This window comes from Alkalihalophilus marmarensis DSM 21297 (genome assembly GCF_000474275.2).
In the GTDB taxonomy this organism is placed as follows: domain Bacteria; phylum Bacillota; class Bacilli; order Bacillales; family Bacillaceae_D; genus Alkalihalophilus; species Alkalihalophilus marmarensis.
On record NZ_ATAE01000030.1, the window covers coordinates 25,126 to 43,259 of the forward strand.

Annotated in this window: 20 protein-coding genes; 2 read left to right on the forward strand and 18 right to left on the reverse strand. The window is 38.9% G+C overall.

The annotated features are described in order from the left end of the window. Positions 1-6: 6 nt before the first annotated feature. On the forward strand, positions 7-801 hold the full coding sequence (gene fdhD / locus A33I_RS10285; protein ID WP_022628346.1) for a formate dehydrogenase accessory sulfurtransferase FdhD: 795 nt from the start codon (positions 7-9) through the stop codon (positions 799-801). Positions 802-825: 24 nt separating this feature from the next. Continuing rightward, positions 826-1,056 carry a hypothetical protein gene (locus A33I_RS10290; RefSeq protein WP_022628347.1) on the forward strand — a complete coding sequence of 77 codons (231 nt, stop codon included), beginning with the start codon at positions 826-828 and terminating at the stop codon, positions 1,054-1,056. 64 nt (positions 1,057-1,120) lie between these two features. On the opposite strand, the gene A33I_RS10295 is transcribed toward A33I_RS10290, so the two are convergent. The 18 genes from A33I_RS10295 to A33I_RS10380 all read right to left on the reverse strand — a co-directional run bounded on the left by A33I_RS10295 (position 1,121) and on the right by A33I_RS10380 (position 18,046). Continuing rightward, positions 1,121-2,116: an ABC transporter substrate-binding protein gene (locus A33I_RS10295; protein ID WP_022628348.1), complete on the reverse strand. Its 996-nt coding sequence runs from the start codon at positions 2,114-2,116 to the stop codon at positions 1,121-1,123. Then, positions 2,113-3,186, reverse strand: a complete 1,074-nt coding sequence (locus A33I_RS10300) for a methyltransferase domain-containing protein (RefSeq protein ID WP_022628349.1) — start codon at positions 3,184-3,186, stop codon at positions 2,113-2,115. The genes A33I_RS10295 and A33I_RS10300 overlap by 4 nt, the downstream gene beginning before the upstream one ends. Positions 3,187-3,245: 59 nt before the next feature. Beyond that, positions 3,246-4,019, reverse strand: coding sequence for an ABC transporter ATP-binding protein (locus A33I_RS10305; RefSeq protein ID WP_022628350.1), 774 nt, complete (start codon positions 4,017-4,019; stop codon positions 3,246-3,248). After that, positions 4,016-5,140, reverse strand: coding sequence for a FecCD family ABC transporter permease (locus A33I_RS10310; protein ID WP_022628351.1), 1,125 nt, complete (start codon positions 5,138-5,140; stop codon positions 4,016-4,018). The genes A33I_RS10305 and A33I_RS10310 overlap by 4 nt, the downstream gene beginning before the upstream one ends. Positions 5,141-5,209: 69 nt before the next feature. Further along, entirely contained in the window at positions 5,210-5,758 is a 549-nt protein-coding gene (locus A33I_RS10315) for a cob(I)yrinic acid a,c-diamide adenosyltransferase (RefSeq protein WP_022628352.1), read from the reverse strand. Between the two features lie 66 nt (positions 5,759-5,824). After that, a complete protein-coding gene (locus A33I_RS10320; protein WP_022628353.1) occupies positions 5,825-6,397 on the reverse strand; it encodes a nitroreductase family protein in 573 nt (190 codons plus the stop codon). Continuing rightward, positions 6,372-7,163 (reverse strand): uroporphyrinogen-III C-methyltransferase, encoded by a 792-nt coding sequence (cobA, locus tag A33I_RS10325; RefSeq protein ID WP_022628354.1) that lies wholly within the window; start codon positions 7,161-7,163, stop codon positions 6,372-6,374. The genes A33I_RS10320 and cobA overlap by 26 nt, the downstream gene beginning before the upstream one ends. A 96-nt stretch (positions 7,164-7,259) precedes the next feature. Next, complete coding sequence (locus tag A33I_RS10330) at positions 7,260-8,651, reverse strand: cobyrinic acid a,c-diamide synthase CobB (protein ID WP_031311550.1); 1,392 nt, start codon at positions 8,649-8,651, stop codon at positions 7,260-7,262. Positions 8,652-8,663: 12 nt separating this feature from the next. Further along, positions 8,664-9,788 carry a cobalt-precorrin 5A hydrolase gene (locus A33I_RS10335; protein WP_022628356.1) on the reverse strand — a complete coding sequence of 375 codons (1,125 nt, stop codon included), beginning with the start codon at positions 9,786-9,788 and terminating at the stop codon, positions 8,664-8,666. Then, positions 9,785-10,561, reverse strand: coding sequence for a precorrin-4 C(11)-methyltransferase (cobM, locus tag A33I_RS10340; RefSeq protein WP_022628357.1), 777 nt, complete (start codon positions 10,559-10,561; stop codon positions 9,785-9,787). The genes A33I_RS10335 and cobM overlap by 4 nt, the downstream gene beginning before the upstream one ends. Next, a complete protein-coding gene (cobI, locus tag A33I_RS10345; RefSeq protein WP_022628358.1) occupies positions 10,558-11,259 on the reverse strand; it encodes a precorrin-2 C(20)-methyltransferase in 702 nt (233 codons plus the stop codon). Before cobI ends, cobM begins: the two co-directional genes overlap by 4 nt. Then, on the reverse strand, positions 11,259-12,470 hold the full coding sequence (locus A33I_RS10350) for a bifunctional cobalt-precorrin-7 (C(5))-methyltransferase/cobalt-precorrin-6B (C(15))-methyltransferase (RefSeq protein ID WP_031311551.1): 1,212 nt from the start codon (positions 12,468-12,470) through the stop codon (positions 11,259-11,261). Before A33I_RS10350 ends, cobI begins: the two co-directional genes overlap by 1 nt. Further along, positions 12,463-13,575, reverse strand: a complete 1,113-nt coding sequence (locus A33I_RS10355; protein ID WP_022628360.1) for a cobalt-precorrin-5B (C(1))-methyltransferase — start codon at positions 13,573-13,575, stop codon at positions 12,463-12,465. The genes A33I_RS10350 and A33I_RS10355 overlap by 8 nt, the downstream gene beginning before the upstream one ends. A 3-nt stretch (positions 13,576-13,578) precedes the next feature. Next, positions 13,579-14,226: a precorrin-8X methylmutase gene (locus tag A33I_RS10360; protein ID WP_022628361.1), complete on the reverse strand. Its 648-nt coding sequence runs from the start codon at positions 14,224-14,226 to the stop codon at positions 13,579-13,581. Position 14,227: 1 nt separating this feature from the next. Continuing rightward, positions 14,228-15,019, reverse strand: a complete 792-nt coding sequence (cobK, locus tag A33I_RS10365) for a precorrin-6A reductase (protein ID WP_022628362.1) — start codon at positions 15,017-15,019, stop codon at positions 14,228-14,230. Continuing rightward, positions 15,016-15,900: a sirohydrochlorin chelatase gene (locus tag A33I_RS10370; RefSeq protein ID WP_022628363.1), complete on the reverse strand. Its 885-nt coding sequence runs from the start codon at positions 15,898-15,900 to the stop codon at positions 15,016-15,018. Before A33I_RS10370 ends, cobK begins: the two co-directional genes overlap by 4 nt. Positions 15,901-15,921: 21 nt before the next feature. Further along, positions 15,922-17,595, reverse strand: a complete 1,674-nt coding sequence (gene cobJ / locus A33I_RS10375; RefSeq protein WP_022628364.1) for a precorrin-3B C(17)-methyltransferase — start codon at positions 17,593-17,595, stop codon at positions 15,922-15,924. A gap of 61 nt (positions 17,596-17,656) precedes the next feature. After that, positions 17,657-18,046 (reverse strand): (2Fe-2S) ferredoxin domain-containing protein, encoded by a 390-nt coding sequence (locus A33I_RS10380; protein WP_022628365.1) that lies wholly within the window; start codon positions 18,044-18,046, stop codon positions 17,657-17,659. Positions 18,047-18,134 lie beyond the last annotated feature (88 nt).

Below are 18,134 nucleotides of genomic sequence, written 5' to 3' on the forward strand. Positions count from 1 at the left end.
AAGGAATTGAGCGAATCTCTAAGTTCATCTAGGTCGATCATTAAATACAGTCATCAGGAATTTATAGAACAAGAAGATGAAATAGCGATCGAATTCCCTTTAACCATTTTTATAAATAATGAAGAATTCGCAACGATGGTATGCAGTCCCTGTGACTTTGAGGAGATGGTAATCGGATTCCTAGCATCAGAAGGCGTCATTCGATTTAAAAAAGAAATTAAAGACATGACAATCGATAAAAACCGTGGCTTTGCCTATATTCACTTACATTCAAAAGAGGTAAAAAACCAACAGCTGTTTTCTAAGAGGTTTATCGGCTCATGCTGCGGCAAAAGCAGGCAATTTTATTTCCAAAATGACGTGACAACGGCTAAAACATCCATGATTAACATGACCATTAAAGCCACGCAATGCATAAACTTAATGAAGCTGATGCAGGAATCCAGTCATGTATTTAAGGATACCGGCGGCGTACATAATGCTGCATTATGTACGGCTGATGAATTAATCGTCAGCCGCTCAGACATCGGACGGCATAATGCACTAGATAAACTGTATGGATATTCATTGTTAAATGGAATTCCAGTAAAAGATAAAATTCTCGTTTTCAGCGGCCGAATCTCCTCTGAAATTTTAACAAAAGCGGCCAAAATAGGCGTTGGAATTGTTCTATCAAAATCTGCTCCTACAAACTTAGCGATTGAGTTAGCACACGATTTAAATATTACCGCAGTGGGATTTATTCGCGGGCAGTCTTTTAATATCTATTCTCACCCAGAACGAATTGTACTTGATTCATAAATGACGAATAAGGAGGAACTTAACATGAGTTCTTGTAAATTAGATCATCCATTTGAAGATGTTGAAAACAAATTAGGATCACAAAAGGAATACCTTCCTAAAGATGTGTACTCACAGTGCACTAGGTTTCTACAGTCTAAGCCTAGCCAACTGGAATTAAATGAACTCTTTCACCTTTTAAAGAAGTATGACTTAGCATCAGAAGAGGAGAAAAAAACGCGGGATGAGCAATTAAAGCAACTAACTAGGAAGTAAGTATTGCTCACAAAAAAGTCTTTACCTAATTATGGTAAAGACTTTTTACATAGTACCTCTTCTTTTACTTATATAGACCTTCAACCAATATTTCAAGGGCATGCGGCACTCGAATACCTTCTGCAGCAGCAGACAATGGCATGACAATAAAATGCTCATCTTTAATAGCAGTCACATCTGTCAATCCTGGGTGGTTTAATAATAGGTTCTTTTTTTCTTCTGCAGTGGTTTGACCGTAATCAATAATAACAATCACCTCTGGATCCCGATCGACTACTGCCTCCCAACTTACCTCACCCCAATTACTATCAATATCATTAAAGATATTTTCTGCACCTGCCATTGTCACAATTTCGTTTAGAAAGTTCTGTCCCACAGTAAATGGTGCCGCCTCACCATTATCATATACAAACACCCTCAAAGGCTCCTCGTTCTTAGGGATTCGTGTTTGAATGGTTGTTAATTCTTTTTGCATTTCATTAATCAGTTCCTCGCCTTTATCATTCACATTGAATATTTTTGAGATATTACGAATATCTTGATAAATATGTTCAATGCTCGGTCCTACGATTTTAGAAGATTCATGTAAATAAGCGTTAATTCCAAATTGGCTTAGCTGTTCTATTGTTCCAATATTGTCTTCCCTAAATGCACTTTCCCAGCCAGCATAAACAAAATCAGGCTCTTGGGCTAACAATACTTCTTGGGAGGGATATTGGTCAGATAAAACGGCAATTTTTTCATACGCTTCTTTGTATACTGGTAAAATTTCATCATCCAAATATGCAGTCCCTACTATACTCTCTTCTAAACCAAGGGCCAGCATAACCTCTGTAACATGTTGGTTCAGTGAAACAGCTCTTTTAGGTACTTCTGAAAACACAAGTACATTTTCAATGTTTTCAATTTCTACTTCTTTATATGCTTCTTCATGCTGCAATGTTTCCACAGAATAAGTCTCATCTTTTTCTTCAGTAGCAGTAACTCCTTCACTATTTCCACATGCTGCCATTAATAATAAAAGCATACCTATAATTAAATTCCTATGTAAATTCTTCATCTGTTTTTCTCCTTCAGTTCGGCAATAATCGTCCACATAATCGGTTGGTTATTAGCAGTACTTTTCACTCCAAACGGGTAGCCTCCATCTTTCCAGCTATCCTCTGTATAAGGATGCAGCCTGCCTTTATTTATATCTTCAAATCTATCCTCCAATGTTTCATCAACACTTAAGGGAGTTACATCACAAGATGATTCTGCAACCTTTATTGTATCGCCTATCTTTTGGTTAGGTTGATAATCACAAACCATATCAGTCACAGAAAATCCTTCAAGCTTCAATAAATAAGCAAGTTCTCTAGGAGTTATAAAACTGAGTTCTCGCTCAACCTTATATTTTGTTTGGGAAACTCCTTCACGATATACCTCATACATTGCTGAATAATGAAAAAGCTGTTCCCTTAATGAAGTGAAGCCTTCCACCGTCAACTCCACGGTCTTTATGGACGTCATTTGTTTTTGATGCTGATTTTTCCACAAAGTAGTTGGAGGAGGTATAATGAGATCGATGGCAATTCTACCTTCATTCCCTAAATGGTTCCTGACCATCGCTAATAGTTCTTGTTGTTCTTTAACTGTGGTGAAGTACTGAAAGAATCCATCAGCTAATAAAACATGGCTGAATGTCTGTTTACAGTTTAATATAAGAGCATCTTCTTCAATCAGCGTCATTTGGTTAGTTATACGGTTAGCTTTTTTGTTCGCCAAAGCTAACATCTCCTTGCTCCAATCCACCCCAGTAACTGGAATACCAACATTAGCGAGCTCCACAGCGATTCTTCCCGTACCAGTGCCTAAATCCAGCACATGAGATAGATTCTTTGAGGCTAAAACCCATTCTCGAAAAAAAGCAACTCCTGATTTACCAGCAAACAAATCGTAGTACTGCGCTTCTAAACCCTTATATTTAGGGTTTGCTTGCCTTATATGCCTATCTCCTTGCATACCGCACCTTGAGCACAATGTGCCCGCTAATTGTGCAAATGGTGTCCCTTTTGGAACTCCATTTTTAGAATCCCCGTGCTGCTCATTATATCGAAAGCTGCAATAAGCACATGTATAAAACGCCATCTCGCGTCCTTCCTCTCTAACCCATCGTACTGTCCAGCCGTTGTAATGATAACGATCCGTTATACCATCCCATCAGAAATATAAGAGATCTGGACCTTTCCCGTCATTGGATGGGTCGTAATAGTACAATCAACCTGGAAAATTTCTTTTACCAAATCCCTTGTAAGTACTTCAGACGGGGATCCTTGCTTAACCATTTCACCACCGTTAATCACATAAATAATGTCACAATATGCCGCAGCCAGATTTAAGTCATGTATTGCTGCTAAGGTGCTTACATTTAAACTTTTCACCACATCGAGAATATGTAGTTGATGCTGAATATCAAGATGATTCGTCGGTTCATCTAATATAAGTACATTCGCTTTTTGCACAAGTGCTCTGGCAATTAGTACACGTTGTTTCTCCCCCCCTGATAAGGTTGAGAAACTACGATTTGAATAACCTTCTAACCCAACTTTTACTAATGCCTGATTAGTAATATAAGAATCTTCACTCGTGTCCCCCTCAAAGAATCTCTTATGAGGACTCCTTCCCATAAGAACTATTTCTTCAACAGTAAAATCAAAAGGTGCTGAACCTTCTTGAGCGACTACAGCCATACGCCTTGCCAATTCTTTATGAGTAAGGGTTGAAATATCCTTTTCATCCAACGCAACGAGACCTGCACGTGGTTCAAAGATACGGTAAATGGTTTTTAATAAGGTCGATTTCCCGCTGCCATTAGGCCCAATCAGCCCGACAAACTTTCCGGATTCAATGTGCATAGATACTTGATGAATAATATCTTTATGTTCAATGGTGGTTGTTAATTTTGAAACGGACAGCATCATTTTTCTCCCCCACCTCCAAATGAATACGAATTTCTTCTTAGCAGCCAAATAAAAAATGGTCCTCCACAAAGCGCAGTCACAATTCCAATTGGCAACTCCTGTGGCGCGACAAATGTACGTGCACAAACATCTGCCCAAATAAGGAAAATAGCGCCAACGAACGCGCTTATTGGGAGTACATTTCTATGATCTGATCCTATAAAAAGGCGTACAATATGAGGCACCATCAGTCCAATAAAACCTATGGCACCACTTACAGCAACTAAAACACCCGTTAGTAATGCCGTAACTAGCATTAGTACTTTCTTAAAGATATTAATATTTAAACCCAGAGTTGCTGCTGTTTGTTCCCCCATTAAAAGTAGATTTAGTGGTCTTGCAAAAAACAGAAGCAACGCCATGCCGATACACAGTGAAAAAAATGGAATAGCCAACTGCCCCCATTTCGCTCCTGCTAAACTCCCCATCATCCAAAATAGCGCATCTCGCATGCCTTCCTCACGTGGAGCTGAAATTACAATATAGCTTGTAACAGCAGAGAGCATCATCGAAATGGCAATACCTGATAGGAGAAGTCTTACCGTAGAAATTCTTCCTTTAACTTGTGCAACTAAAAAGACTAAGAAAACAGAGATCAATGCGCCCAAAAATGCAGCGATTGAAAGGGCATATAGTCCAAACATCTTAAATGCTCCTAATACAATGACAAGAGTAGCCCCCACTGAAGCTCCGGATGATATACCTAAAATGAATGGATCAGCTAGGGAATTTCGAACGAGCGCCTGAATAGCAACACCAACAATCGCTAACCCTGCCCCTACAATGGCTCCTAAAATAATCCGCGGAAAGCGAATCTCCCAAATGATTTGTTCATGAGCTTGTGTCCAATCTTGTACGATGAACGTATCTAAATATGGAACTTTTGATAAAGCGATTTTCCATACTGTGATTGGAGAGATTGAAATAGGACCTATCATTATTGAGACGGTCATCGAAACAATTAAAATGAGGATTAGGCAGAGAAAGAGAAACCTTGTTCTCCCTCTTTTATGCTTATTTTTTTCACCCTCCTCTGCTTTTAATGAAGGGTCGGCCCCGCCCGCTTCTTTTAAGCCCCCCATTTCTACTCCCCCTTTTTTTATGAAGCAGTGATAACAGCAATAGATATCTAACTTTTTTAAAAATCTATTCTAAAACTCTATTCCTTTAACTGCCGGAACACCTTCATTGTAATAATGCTTTTCTGGTTCAATAACTGAAACTAGATCAGCTATGTTTTTTATTTCATCTTTTGCAGACCTGCCTGTAACGACTAAATGGACGTGGGAAGGTTTATGTTGAATTAAATCTATTACTTCCTTGATCGGTAAAACATCTTCTATTGGAAATTTGTCTATCGCTAGAGCATTATTCAGTTCATCTAAGATGACTAAATCGTATTCCCCGCTCATAACAGCTTCTCTTGCAATAGGCCAGGCTTTTCTTAATGCTTCTCTGTGCTCTTCAGGGGTTTTCGTCCAAGTAAAGCCAACCCCTAATTGAATCATCTCTACACCTAACTTCTTTAGAGCTATTTCCTCTCCATAGGTCCGCTCTTTTGATTTTATAAATTGAAAAATCCCTACATTAAATCCTCTTCCAATCCCACGTAATGCTAACCCTAATGAAGACGTGGTTTTACCTTTCCCATCACCCGTATATACAAGGGTCAATCCCCTTCTCTTTTTCTGCTGGCTCATATTAGCCTCCTTTACAGCTCACATACTAATGATAGATTAGTTAACTCGACAATAGTAATAGACTTACTATCTTTCCATCCATATTGTTTTATCCTCAAATGAAGTTCTTACTTTTTCTTTTTGTTGATTTAATGCATTCTGTGAAGGGTGCCCTATAAATAATGTGCCAATGACTTTTTTTCCTTCGGGTGATCCTATAAAATCAAACGAACGAGAATCATGAACAAGACCTACACCGCGTGTGCGCCAAACAAATCCAAGATCTAGCTCTTGAGCTTGTAACCACATAGAATGAATAGCACAGCAAACTGCATACTCATTATCTTTTGAGTCTGCATCATTTGAAGCAATATCTGAGGTTACGATAATAATGAGCGGAGTATTTCTTACTACATCAAGCGAGCTTTTTATTAAAGATGGTTTTGTAGGAAATCGTTCCTCTAGGAACTCCAATGCTAACTTTTCATACCTAAGTTTTGCTTCTTCTTGTATAATATAAAAGTTCCAAGGCTCTCTCATGCGATCATTTGGAGCGAGCGTTGCGGCTTCTAGTAAAAGCTCTATCTTTTTTCTTTCTATTTTCTCGTTAGTATAATTTCGAACCGCTCTCCTATTACGGAGTAACTCTAACACTGTCATCTAGAATCTCTCCTTCTTTACTAAACCAGCTTAATTTTTCTTTGAATTTAACCACCTCACCAACGACAATCATTGCAGGGTGTTGTATTTTTTCATTTATAACAATCGTCGCGATGGATTCTAGTGTGCCTGTAACACATTTTTGATTGGCGGTTGTCCCTTCTTGAATCACAGCCACTAGAGTTTTAGGATCTTTTCCATGAATGATCATTTGTTCGCAAATATATGACAGATTACGAGTCCCCATATAAAAGGCCAAAGTATCACTGCCGTTTACTAATCCTTCCCAGTTCAATCCATCTGTACCGTTATCTTTTCTTCCAGCTCCATGGACCATAGTAAAGGAAGTGGCATAATTTCGGTAAGTTACAGGAATACCAGCATACGCAGGGGCTGCAATTCCAGAAGTAATACCAGGAACAATTTCAAAAGCAATCCCAGCATTTGAGAGAACTTCAGCCTCTTCACCTCCCCTGCCAAATACACAGGGATCTCCCCCCTTTAGTCTTGTAACACTTTTTCCTTCAAACGCTTTAGATACGAGTAATTGATTAATTTCTTCTTGCATAAAACTATGGTTTCCCGGAGACTTCCCGCAATAAATAAGTTCAGCACCTGGTGCAGCATGATTTAATAATTCTTTATTAACTAATCGATCGTAAGCTATGACGTCTGCTTTTTGAATACATTCAAGTCCATAAACTGTAATTAACTTGGGGTCTCCAGGACCTGCCCCCACCAAAAAAACTTTTCCTTTTTTATTCATCCTCTCACCTTGATCCTCTATAGATAACGATGTATCTATTTATTTAATCGCGTAGTAATAGTAATGTAGTTCCTGATAGTGAACGATTAGTAGACTTTAGCGTTGCAAAATGGCTTTACTGGTCTTACATTTGTTAATCCATTTTTCAACCATCGTTTTACAAGAAGCAAAATGAAAGTGAGTATACCCTGCTACAAGATTATGCATCATACAACCTTCTTGCTTGGTACCTCGCATTCCCTTCGTTACATACGCATGACGTATTTGCTCCTTATTCTCCTTATTATGGTAAGTAGAGTAATGAAACTCATGACCTCTGGCTTTTTCTTTTCCGCTTATTAAGAAATTATTATTTTCACCGGTAATTTCTCGATAACCCAGTGCCGCTAACTTATGTTGCATTATTACTTTACCTGGAATCATGCCAACCATTGAAAATTCCTCTTGGCTAGTAGTTTCAATCGCTTCAGTTAAATACATAAACCCTCCGCATTCGGCGAGTGTTGGCAGTCCCTTTTCAATAGCGGTCTTAATTGAATGCTGAACCTCTTTATTATGAGAAAGCCGTTCCGCATATTCCTCTGGAAATCCGCCTCCTAGATATAAACCGTCACTATTTTCAGGCAAGGATTCATTTGCTAAAGGTGAAAAATAAACGATCTCAGCCCCTAACGATTGTAGTAATTCCAAGTTTTCAGGATAATAGAAATTAAAAGCAGCATCCTTTGCTACTGCAATTCGAACAACCTTCTCTTTTCTCTGAGTAAACAGTGAATAAATTTTAGGAACAGGGAGAACAGGAGCTGTTGAGAGTTCTAACAGTTGTTCTAAATCTACGGTCTCTTCTATTAAATCTCCTATTTTTTCAAAAAAGGGATCTAGCTCTCCCCTCTCAATTGAAGGAACTAACCCTAAATGTCGTTCAGGAATCTTAATATCAAGCTCTCGTTTTAAATAGCCAATTACAGGGATATCGCATTCTTGTTCAATAGCCGTCTTAACAATCTTAAAGTGTCCTTCACTACCTACTCTATTTGCAATTACACCTACTATATTGGGCCCCTCAGCAAGCATTTGGAACCCTTTTACAATTGCAGCTGCGCTTCTTGCCATACTTGCACAATTAACAACAAGTAAAACAGGACTTTGTGTAATCATGCTTATATCAGCTGTACTGCCTTTATTATTTTTGGGATCTTTTCCATCGAAAAATCCCATAACACCTTCTATTATGGAAATATCTGCACCCTTGCTACCATGAGTCATAATATCTAAAACCGTATTTCGATCAAGCATCCAACTATCAAGATTTCTAGAAACTCGCTTTGTGACAGCCGTATGATAGGACGGGTCAATATAATCAGGGCCACATTTAAAGCCTTGTACTGTTAATCCTCTTTTTTTAAAAGCCGCCATCAGACCAATGGTTAGTGTTGTCTTACCAACGCCGCTTCCTGTCCCTGCTATAACCATTCGATGATTCAATATGTCTCCCCCTCACTAGTACGGTATTAATGCAACCGAGATCGTTACATTTCCTGATTTCTTCTTAACAAGAGCAAGATCTTTTGATCCACTGTATAACATCGCAGCCGGTTCACTTACACCATACGCACCTGTAAATTTATAAACCGTATCTGAAGGATCTTGAATGGACATTTTATTTAACTCATCAGCTGAGTAACAAATAAAGTCCCAATTATACTTTTGAGCTAAAGCTATAAGCCCCTCTTCATCTTTTTTAAGATCAATCGAACATATGGCTTTTACGCTCTTTATAGAAAACCTCAATTCCTCCAATGTTTTTTCAATGACATTCTCAATCTCTGCTAAAGAAGTGCCTCTATTACATCCAATCCCTAAAACAATGACCTTTGGTCTATAGAGCACTCCATTTTCAAGAATTAGCTGCTCATTTCTGTTTAATTGACGATGTGTGATAATTAATGCCGCTTTGGGTTTTGCCTCAATAGCTTCCTCAACTGAAGCATAGACTTTAATCGAGTCAGGCAAAGGATGGTCATAATTCCACCATTCCTTTTCACCTGACTCTTGAACAATGGCAACATGCTCTTCATTAACGACTGATGCACTCACAGGTGTTAAGAATTTCGCCGATTCCCACTCCCAGCCAAAACGGCTGCCAAATAGATCTACTGCAATCGTTTTTTGCACATCTGATGCTGTGGTAATAACAGGTTTTGCATCTAGTATGTTTGCGACTTCTTTTGTTAATTCGTTAGCTCCGCCTAAATGCCCCGATAATACACTAATGACGTGTTCTCCCTTATCATCAATGACTACTACAGCAGGATCCGTTTTTTTATCTTTTAATATCGGAGCAATCATCCGTACAACAGCTCCCAATGAGACGATCATAATAATCCCTTTATAAGATTGGAATAGAGAGGGCAGCAACAGCCGTACATTCCCTTCAAATAATTGAATATGCCTGGTATCTTCATCTCCCTTTTCAAATTTACTCATATAAAATAAATCTGATTGTTGAAATGTTGAATGTAATCCTCTTGCTAAATTCACTCCATGCTTTGTAATAGCGACAATAGCAAAAACCCCATTTTCCTTGAGTTCTACCTGTTTACCTTCTTCTAAAACAAGGGTCATGGTTTTACTCCTTTTCGAAATCCATGGGTAAATTCTTTATCATATAGCTTTGATTTAAACTGCTTGTCATGAATATTTTTATCGATAGCCCAACCGGCTAGAATCATAGCTTGTTTGCGAATTCCATTTACTCGCATATCTTCATCTAAGCGTTCAAGGGTAGATCGAACAATTTTCTGATCAGGCCAGGTCGCTTTATACACAACCCCTACTGGAGTATCCTTGCTCCAACCTGCAGCTAAAAATTCTTTGACGATTTTCTTTGTTAAAGTGGCACTTAAGAACAAAGCAACCGTACAATTATGCTTCGCCAAGTCTCTTAACTTTTCTGCTTCAGGTACTGGGGTTCTTCCTTCGGCACGTGTAAGAATGACCGTTTGAGTTAAGTCAGGAATGGTTAATTCTGCGCCAAGAGCAGCTGCCGAAGCGAAAACTGAACTGACTCCAGGGATAATTTCTACATTTATATCCTGCTTGTTCAACATGGAAATTTGCTCCATTATAGCCCCGTACACTGCAGGGTCTCCAGTATGAACTCTTACAACTTGCTTTCCTTCCCGCAAGCGATCAACCATTACTTGGACCATCTCTTCAAGGTGCATCCCTGCGGTTTTGATAATTTCAGCATCAGAGTTAGCTTGCTCAATTAACTCTTTACTAACTAGTGAATCTGCATAGAGCACAACATCTGCTTCTTTTAGCTTTTTTAAACCTTTTACCGTAATAAGTTCTGGGTCTCCAGGTCCTGCTCCAATAATCGTTAACTTCCTCATTTCCTCACCACCATCAGCGTTAAATATTCAAGTTCCGCACGGTCTAATTCGTGAATGTCCCATACAATTTCTTCATCCGAAGTTACTTTTGTCACTACGGAAGCTTTGTCTACTAAATCTAACTCCCTTAATACATCAAGCATTAAGTCCATAACTTTTGCTACTTTAATAAAAATGACACAATCATTTTCTATAATTACTTTCTTCATTTCAGCATAATCATCTCTTGCTGGTACGATAGCAACATGATCATCTCCTTCAGCCAAAGCAATACCAAGCCTTGAAGCAGCTCCATTAATGGAAGAAATACCAGGAACTGTTTGAATAGTAACTTCTGGATGACGTGACTTCATTAATTTCATCATGTGTATAAATGTACTGTATAATAAAGGATCGCCTTCTGTTACAAACGCTACATCCTTGCCCTTTTTGAGATACTCCCACACTTGGTTTACGGTATTTGACCATTCACGCTCTAAAATAACAGGATCTTTTGTCATAGGAAAGACAAGGCCAAGCATTTCTTTTTCCTCAGGCTGAATATATAAGTCTATAATTCTATGGGCATAACTCTTGCTGCCCTTTCTTTTTTTGGGGTATGCAATGACCTCCGTTTCTTTCAGCTTGCGGAAAGCTTTAATTGTGAGTAATTCCGGATCCCCTGGGCCCACTCCTAAACCATACAATGTTCCAGTCATTAGATTACTCCCTCCTTATGTTTGGCTGTAATGATGTAAATAGGATTTAAGGCATCAAAACGTGTTAATTGTAAAATAGGTTTACTCCTTGAAATCTGAGCAAGCGTGATCGTTGTTTCAAACCCATTTTGTTTAAACCCTTCCACTGCCTGCACCAAATTTTCAATCGTAACTGCATTCAACACAATTCTTCCGCCTTCTTTTAAGCGAGAACAACAAGCTGCCAAAATATCATCCATGTTCCCAGCGGTACCACCTATAAAGACCGCATCGGGCTCAGAAAACGTATGTAGATAGTCAGGTGCCTTCCCTTTAATAACAGTGAAATCTGTTCGAAATTTCACTTGATTCTTATAACAGTTTTCTAAGTCTAGTTCACTTTTTTCAATCGCAAACACTTGACCATTCTTTGCAATAAGACTAGCTTCAATGGCGATCGAACCAGTACATGTTCCAATATCCCAAACAACACTGTCTTCCTTTAGGTTTAACTCCATTAGACTAAGAGATCTAATTTCTTTTTTTGTAATCAGCCCTTTTTCTGGCTTTCTTTGATGAAATTCATTGTCAGCGATACCGAAACTCCAAACTTTTACTTTTTTAACTTTTTTCAAAATGACTACATTAAGCGGGGAGAAATCTATATTTTCCAACTCTTCTAATTCATAGTAGCCACACCGTTCATTTTCTCCACCAAGATTCTCTGCTACAAATGCAAGGTATTCATCGACGTGATAGGAACGTAGATACTGAGCTATTTTAGCAGGGGTATTTATATCATCAGTTAACAAAGCTATTTTTTCTCGCCCATTGATTCGTTGGATTAACCCTTGGATACTTCGACCATGAACACTCGTTACATAGGCATCCTGCCAACTTTCATTCATGCGAGAAAATGCAAGTTGAATTGAACTCAAATATGGATAGATCTCCACCTTTAACTTTTTACCTAAATAGCTTCCTATCCCATAAAATAAAGGATCTCCGGAGGCTAAAATAACAACCCTTCTAGATTCTTGAGCAAGGTCATCTATAAGGTTTTTTAATCCTCCCTTAATTACCCTCTTCTCCCCATGATACTCAGGGAATAAATTCAACAGCCTTTCTCCTCCTACTAACAGCTCACTTTCAAATATGTACTTTTTATATATAGGAAGAAGACCATTTTGTCCTTCATCACCGATACCTATGATTTTAATCTTCTTATCTATCATCCTTACCTGCCTTTCCAAGAAAAGCACCCTTCATCGAGTACAAACTTGTTTCAATCATCATTCCACCCCGTACTTCATTAATTCCTGCAGCACAGCAATAGTTACAGAGTATTGCAAAAAACTCATGATAGCCTTTGGTGAACAGTAAATCTCCGACTTGTGAAGCGGTATTAGCCCCTCTGATCTCTTCAATTAATTCTTCATCGTTCACTCCAGCTTCTCGTGCAACATTTGCTAAAAAGTTGAAATCTACCGGAGCGCTTTTAGAGTGAACCATCATCACGCCTTGAGCTACCTTTGAAAACTTACCCATCATCCCAACTAGCGAGACCTTTTTTATCCCCTGCTTTTTACATTGTTTGAGGGTAAAGCCTACAAAATCGCCCATTTCAATGAAAGCTTCTTCAGGCAGCTCAGGGTATTGGGCTATCCCATATTTTTCACTTCTACCTCCGGTTGATATGACAACATGCTCACAGCCGCTTGCTCTAGCAACACTTATTGCCTGCACAATGCTTGCCATATAGGCAGAGCTTGAGAAAGGGATTACTGTTCCTCTTGTCCCAAGTATAGAAATACCCCCAACAATTCCAAGGCGTTTATTGAGTGTTTTTTCTGCCATCTTTTCACCCTCTGGTACGGAGATGACAATCGATATTCCTCTATTAATTCCGTATGATTGGAGGATTTCTTTAGCCGTTTCATAAATCATTTTTCGAGGTACTGGATTAATCGCCGCTTCTCCTACAGGGACAGGCAAACCCTCTTTTGTTACACGTCCCACGCCAATCCCTCCATCAATATGTATCCCAGGCACAAAAGACCAAGATACTCTAGCAATGATTAAAGCCCCATGGGTGGCATCTGGGTCATCCCCGGCATCTTTAATCGTCTCCGCTTCAGCAAAGCCCTGACTTATAGTACAGCATTCCATTTCAAACGTAGCAAACTTTCCAACGGGTAAGAAAATAGTAGCATCTAGCTGTTCTATACCTGTGATAAGAGCAACTAGTGCTGCTTTTGTACAAGCAGTAGCACACGCACCTGTAGTGTAACCAGAGCGCATTTCTTTCTTATCTTTCTTGTTTGCTTTTACCGCCATTTTCTATGCCTTTTCTGCTAAGAGTGAGAGTGCATTAAGTGCTGCTACCGTGACTGTACTGCCGCCTTTTCTCCCCACATTAGTAATAAAAGGTACATCGAGTTTTGCAAGCTCTTCTTTTGATTCAGGCGCAGATACAAACCCAACAGGCATCCCAATAACTAAACTAGGCTTCGCGTAACCTCCTTTAATTAACCTAATTAATTCAAGCAGAGCAGTTGGTGCATTACCAATTGCATAAATACCGCCATCAAATTGTTGAATTGATTTTCTAACTGATATAATTGCACGAGTTGTATTCAGTCTTTTTGCCTCTTTCATGACGTCCTCATCCGAAATATAAACGTGAACATTACCACCGTGCTTTTCAATTCTTCCTTTACTAACTCCGCTTACGATCATTTGAACATCAGCGTACACCTGCTCACCATTTTTAATAGCTTTAATCCCTGATTGAATGGCTTTTTCATGGAAAAGCATGCTATGCCCAAGTTCAAAATCAGCTGAAGCATGAACGACTCGCTGCACAATTTTATATTGTTCTTCTGTAAAAGAGTGCTGCCCAAATTCCTCATCAATCATATTAAAACTCATTCCTTCTATCTCCTGAGGCTGTACAGTTAAAGGTTTGAAATCTGTAAGAAAATCCATATTACTCTCTCCCATCCATAGTTTGATCTGTATATACAACTCGATTAATATGAGTTAACACATCTGCATAATCAGAATAAAGGTTCTTATATTCTATTTTAGGCCGTTTAATCATTATCACTTCAATACCTAGTTCTAGCGCCGCTTCTACTTTTTCATCAACGGAGCCAACCTTGCCGCTTTCTTTTGTAATCATTGTTGTTACTGCATATTGCTTGTAAAGGGCTGAATTAAATTCTTTTGTAAATGGTCCTTGTATAGCAACAATGTCTCTTTGAGGCAGCTTAAGTTCCTCACACTTTTCCATATTATCTTTTCGGGGGAGCATACGAGCAATCAGCCTGATGTCCGGTTGATCGAGTAAACGTTCTGTAAATACTTGAAGCGTTTTGCTTCCGGTCGTTAACATAATGACTCCTCTACTTCTTAATGCATGCTCTGCAGCCATTACATAGTCATCGACAATCGTGATTCCTTTTCCAAAATGCGATTGAGATGCACGTTCGTATCGGATATAAGGAATTCCAGCTTCTTTTGAAGCGTTTAAAGCATTTGTACTTGCTTCTTCTGCAAAGGGATGACTTGCATCTACAATCGCTTGAACGTTTTGTTCTTTAATCTTCTCTACAAAATCATCTTCAGTTAATCGCCCCACATAAACACTTAGCCCTGCTTTTTTTAATTCAATAGCTGCATTCTGCGTCACTACTGTTGTAAGGATTGAATGTCCTGACCTTTTAAGCAGGATCGCTAACTCTCTTGCGTCACTAGTACCCGCTAAAAAAAGAATCATACTTTCTGTACCTCATGGTGATCATGGTCATGGTGGTGGTGATCGTGATCGTGATCATGGTGATGATGGTGGTCAATATGTTCCATTGCATCAATTCGATATATACAAGTATCACAATTCATCTTTACCTCACCTTGCAGCGCTTCTTCAATTCGGTCCTTGATGATGGTCTGAAGCCTGCTGTGAAAACCAAAGTAACCTGCTAAATTAAAAGAAATACCTGGATATTCTTGTTCAAATTCTTTAACCATCTTCTCAAGGCGCTTAATTAATATACCTGTAAACAAGAAATAAGGGAGGATCACAACTCTCTTAGCTCCAAGCTTTATACACCGCTCAACTCCTTCTTTTATGAGAGGGTCCGTTACCCCCATAAATGCAGGTTCCACTAATTTATAATTAAGCTTTTCCCATAATAAACGAGTCATTTTGTAAAGATCTGAATTAGCATCAGGATCGCTTCCACCCCGGCCTAATAAAACGATAGCTGTATCAGGATCAGCATTATCTACATTTTCGCCTACCTCTACCAATCGATCTTTACAAATTTCAAGTGTTTCTTCATGAATTCCAAAAGGTCGTCCGTATGTAAATTGGATCTGTGGATACCTCTCCCTTGCTTCATCAATTGCTGCAGGAATATGAATCTTGGAATGCCCAGCTGCAAGCAGCATAAGCGGGATGACAAAAACACTTGACGCACCTTTTTCTACACACGTTTGAATCCCTTGTTCAATGGTTGGTTTGGCAAATTCTAAATAACAGGTTTCTATTAAAAGGCCAGGATCTAATTTGGTTGATAATTCTTCAATCATACGCTTCACTTGTTCATTGCCTTCTGGATCCCTGCTACCGTGCCCTACAAGTAAAATGGCTCTCATGTTCATTTCCCCCTGATTTTTCTAGTCTCCACATGGAGCTGGTTCAATCTCAATTTTTGGTGTCATATCTTTGTATGTATAATCTAAAACTTTTCCCACTCGCTTAAAATACTTAAAGAATCGTTCGTTTGGGTGACCCTTCTCTTTATAATCTGAGATAATTTCCTCTATGAGAGGTACGATTTTATCCGGTTCGATCCCCTCTGCCACTGGTTGACCAGCATGTGCTGTACGACCTACTGTCTTTGCCCCTAAAAACAAATCAAATTTTCCCTTTCTAAATATGACGCCTATATCATCATTAACAGCTCCGTAACAAGCCATGCCGCAACCATTAAACCCTACTTTCAATTCTTTAGGCAGCTCTAGACCACTTAATCTCTTATTGATTTCTTCAGCTTGTGGAATAGAATCTTTTTTCTCCCCATCACAGAAATCACATGCTTTCAATTGAAAAACATCGCCTATAGGTTCAATAAGAAATCCAGCATCTTTTAATCTACCAGTAATCATCTCGGGCTCGGCTGTTGGTATTCTTAAATGAATTTGATGGTGAGGTGTATATTCCATAGTCCCATCATTACCAACTACTTCTGCTAATGTAATCATTTGTTTAGGAGTAAAGTGTTTATTAACTACCCCTGGACTTATCGCAAGTTCAAACACCGAAACAACAGGATTGTAGATCTCATTCTTTTTTTGTCCCTCGTTTGCTCGTGCACCCGCATTTTCTCCGGCTACTAAACTCAGAGCTTCTAAGGCTAAATCTAAAGATGTTTCCATAGGTTCTGAGACTTTTGAGGCCGGTACCGCTTCAGCTTTTCGTGTTTGACTTTTTTTCTGGATTTGTTCGTCTTCCTTTTTTCCTTGATGAAGTGCCCATGGCTCATTTTCATGTCTGAGTCGTTCATGAGGTTTTAATCGTTGCTCCGTTTTATCTAAGGTATACTTTCTTTGATAACCTCTTGGAGTAATTAATTTGTTATCGTAAAGGAATGTCGAGGAATTTCCTATTACAACGGTTGTTAACATACCAATATCGTGATCGAGCATGTTCTCAAGATCCGTTATAACAATATGCTGCCTTTCACGATAAGCACTCTTCACTAATCCAACAGGTGTATTAGGAGAACGATAGGTAAGTAAAATTCTCTGCGCTTCTTGAATCTGTCTTGTCCTCCGTCCACTTTTAGGATTATATAAACTAATGACAAAGTCTGCTTGTGCAGCAGCCTCTATTCTTTTTTCAATTAACTTCCACGGAGTTAAATGATCACTTAAGCTGATCGTACATGAATCATGCATGATTGGTGCTCCTAGTAGTGAAGCACATGAATTACTAGCAGATACACCAGGAACCACCTCTACACTTACTCCCGTCTCTTCTGTCCATCCTTTTTCAATTAAGACCTCATAAACAAGACCAGCCATTCCATAAACACCAGCATCTCCACTCGATATAACGGCCACTGTTTTTCCTTCTTCAGCGAGCTTCACTGCCGCTTGTGCACGACTCACTTCTTCTGACATCCCAGTACTTATAATCTCTTGATCTGTTAATAAATCACTGATCAGGTCTACATAGGTTTTATATCCAATTATGCAATGACTTTCTTGGATCGCTGTTAATGCTCTATTTGTCATGTGCTCAAAGCTGCCAGGACCAAACCCTATAACTAATAACTTCCCAAGCATTATCACACCTCCTGAGTTGATTACCTCTCCTTGATCCAGGCTATAATGTAAGCCGTTTCAATTAGACTTTCGCTTGTTTCTTTTCACCTTTTTCAATGCCTTTAATTCGTTTATCAGTATTTATTGCCCTAAACTCCTCATTATTAAAGCTGTAGATAAGAGAGTCTCCTAATTCAATGGTGGGATCAACATGGCTTTTTATGATGGACCTTCCTTTTTCCGGAGAGTCCACTTCATACCAATTCCCTTCAGGATAGACGACCACAACGCACGCATCCTTACAACGACCGTTACATCTAGTTCTTGACGTATGAATCTTATCATCAAGTTCTAACTCATTAATTTCATCACGGATTGCAACGGTGATCTCTTCCCCATCTTTACGCATACAGCTGGATCCATTACAAATTAATACATGTTTTTGTGTACCATTTAAATTCCAAGTAGTCATCCACTCACTCCTTTTTCAAAATAAAAAAAGCACCCCTAGGTAGAGGTGCATAAAATGCCATACAAAAAAAAGCCAGCATTTACTACAC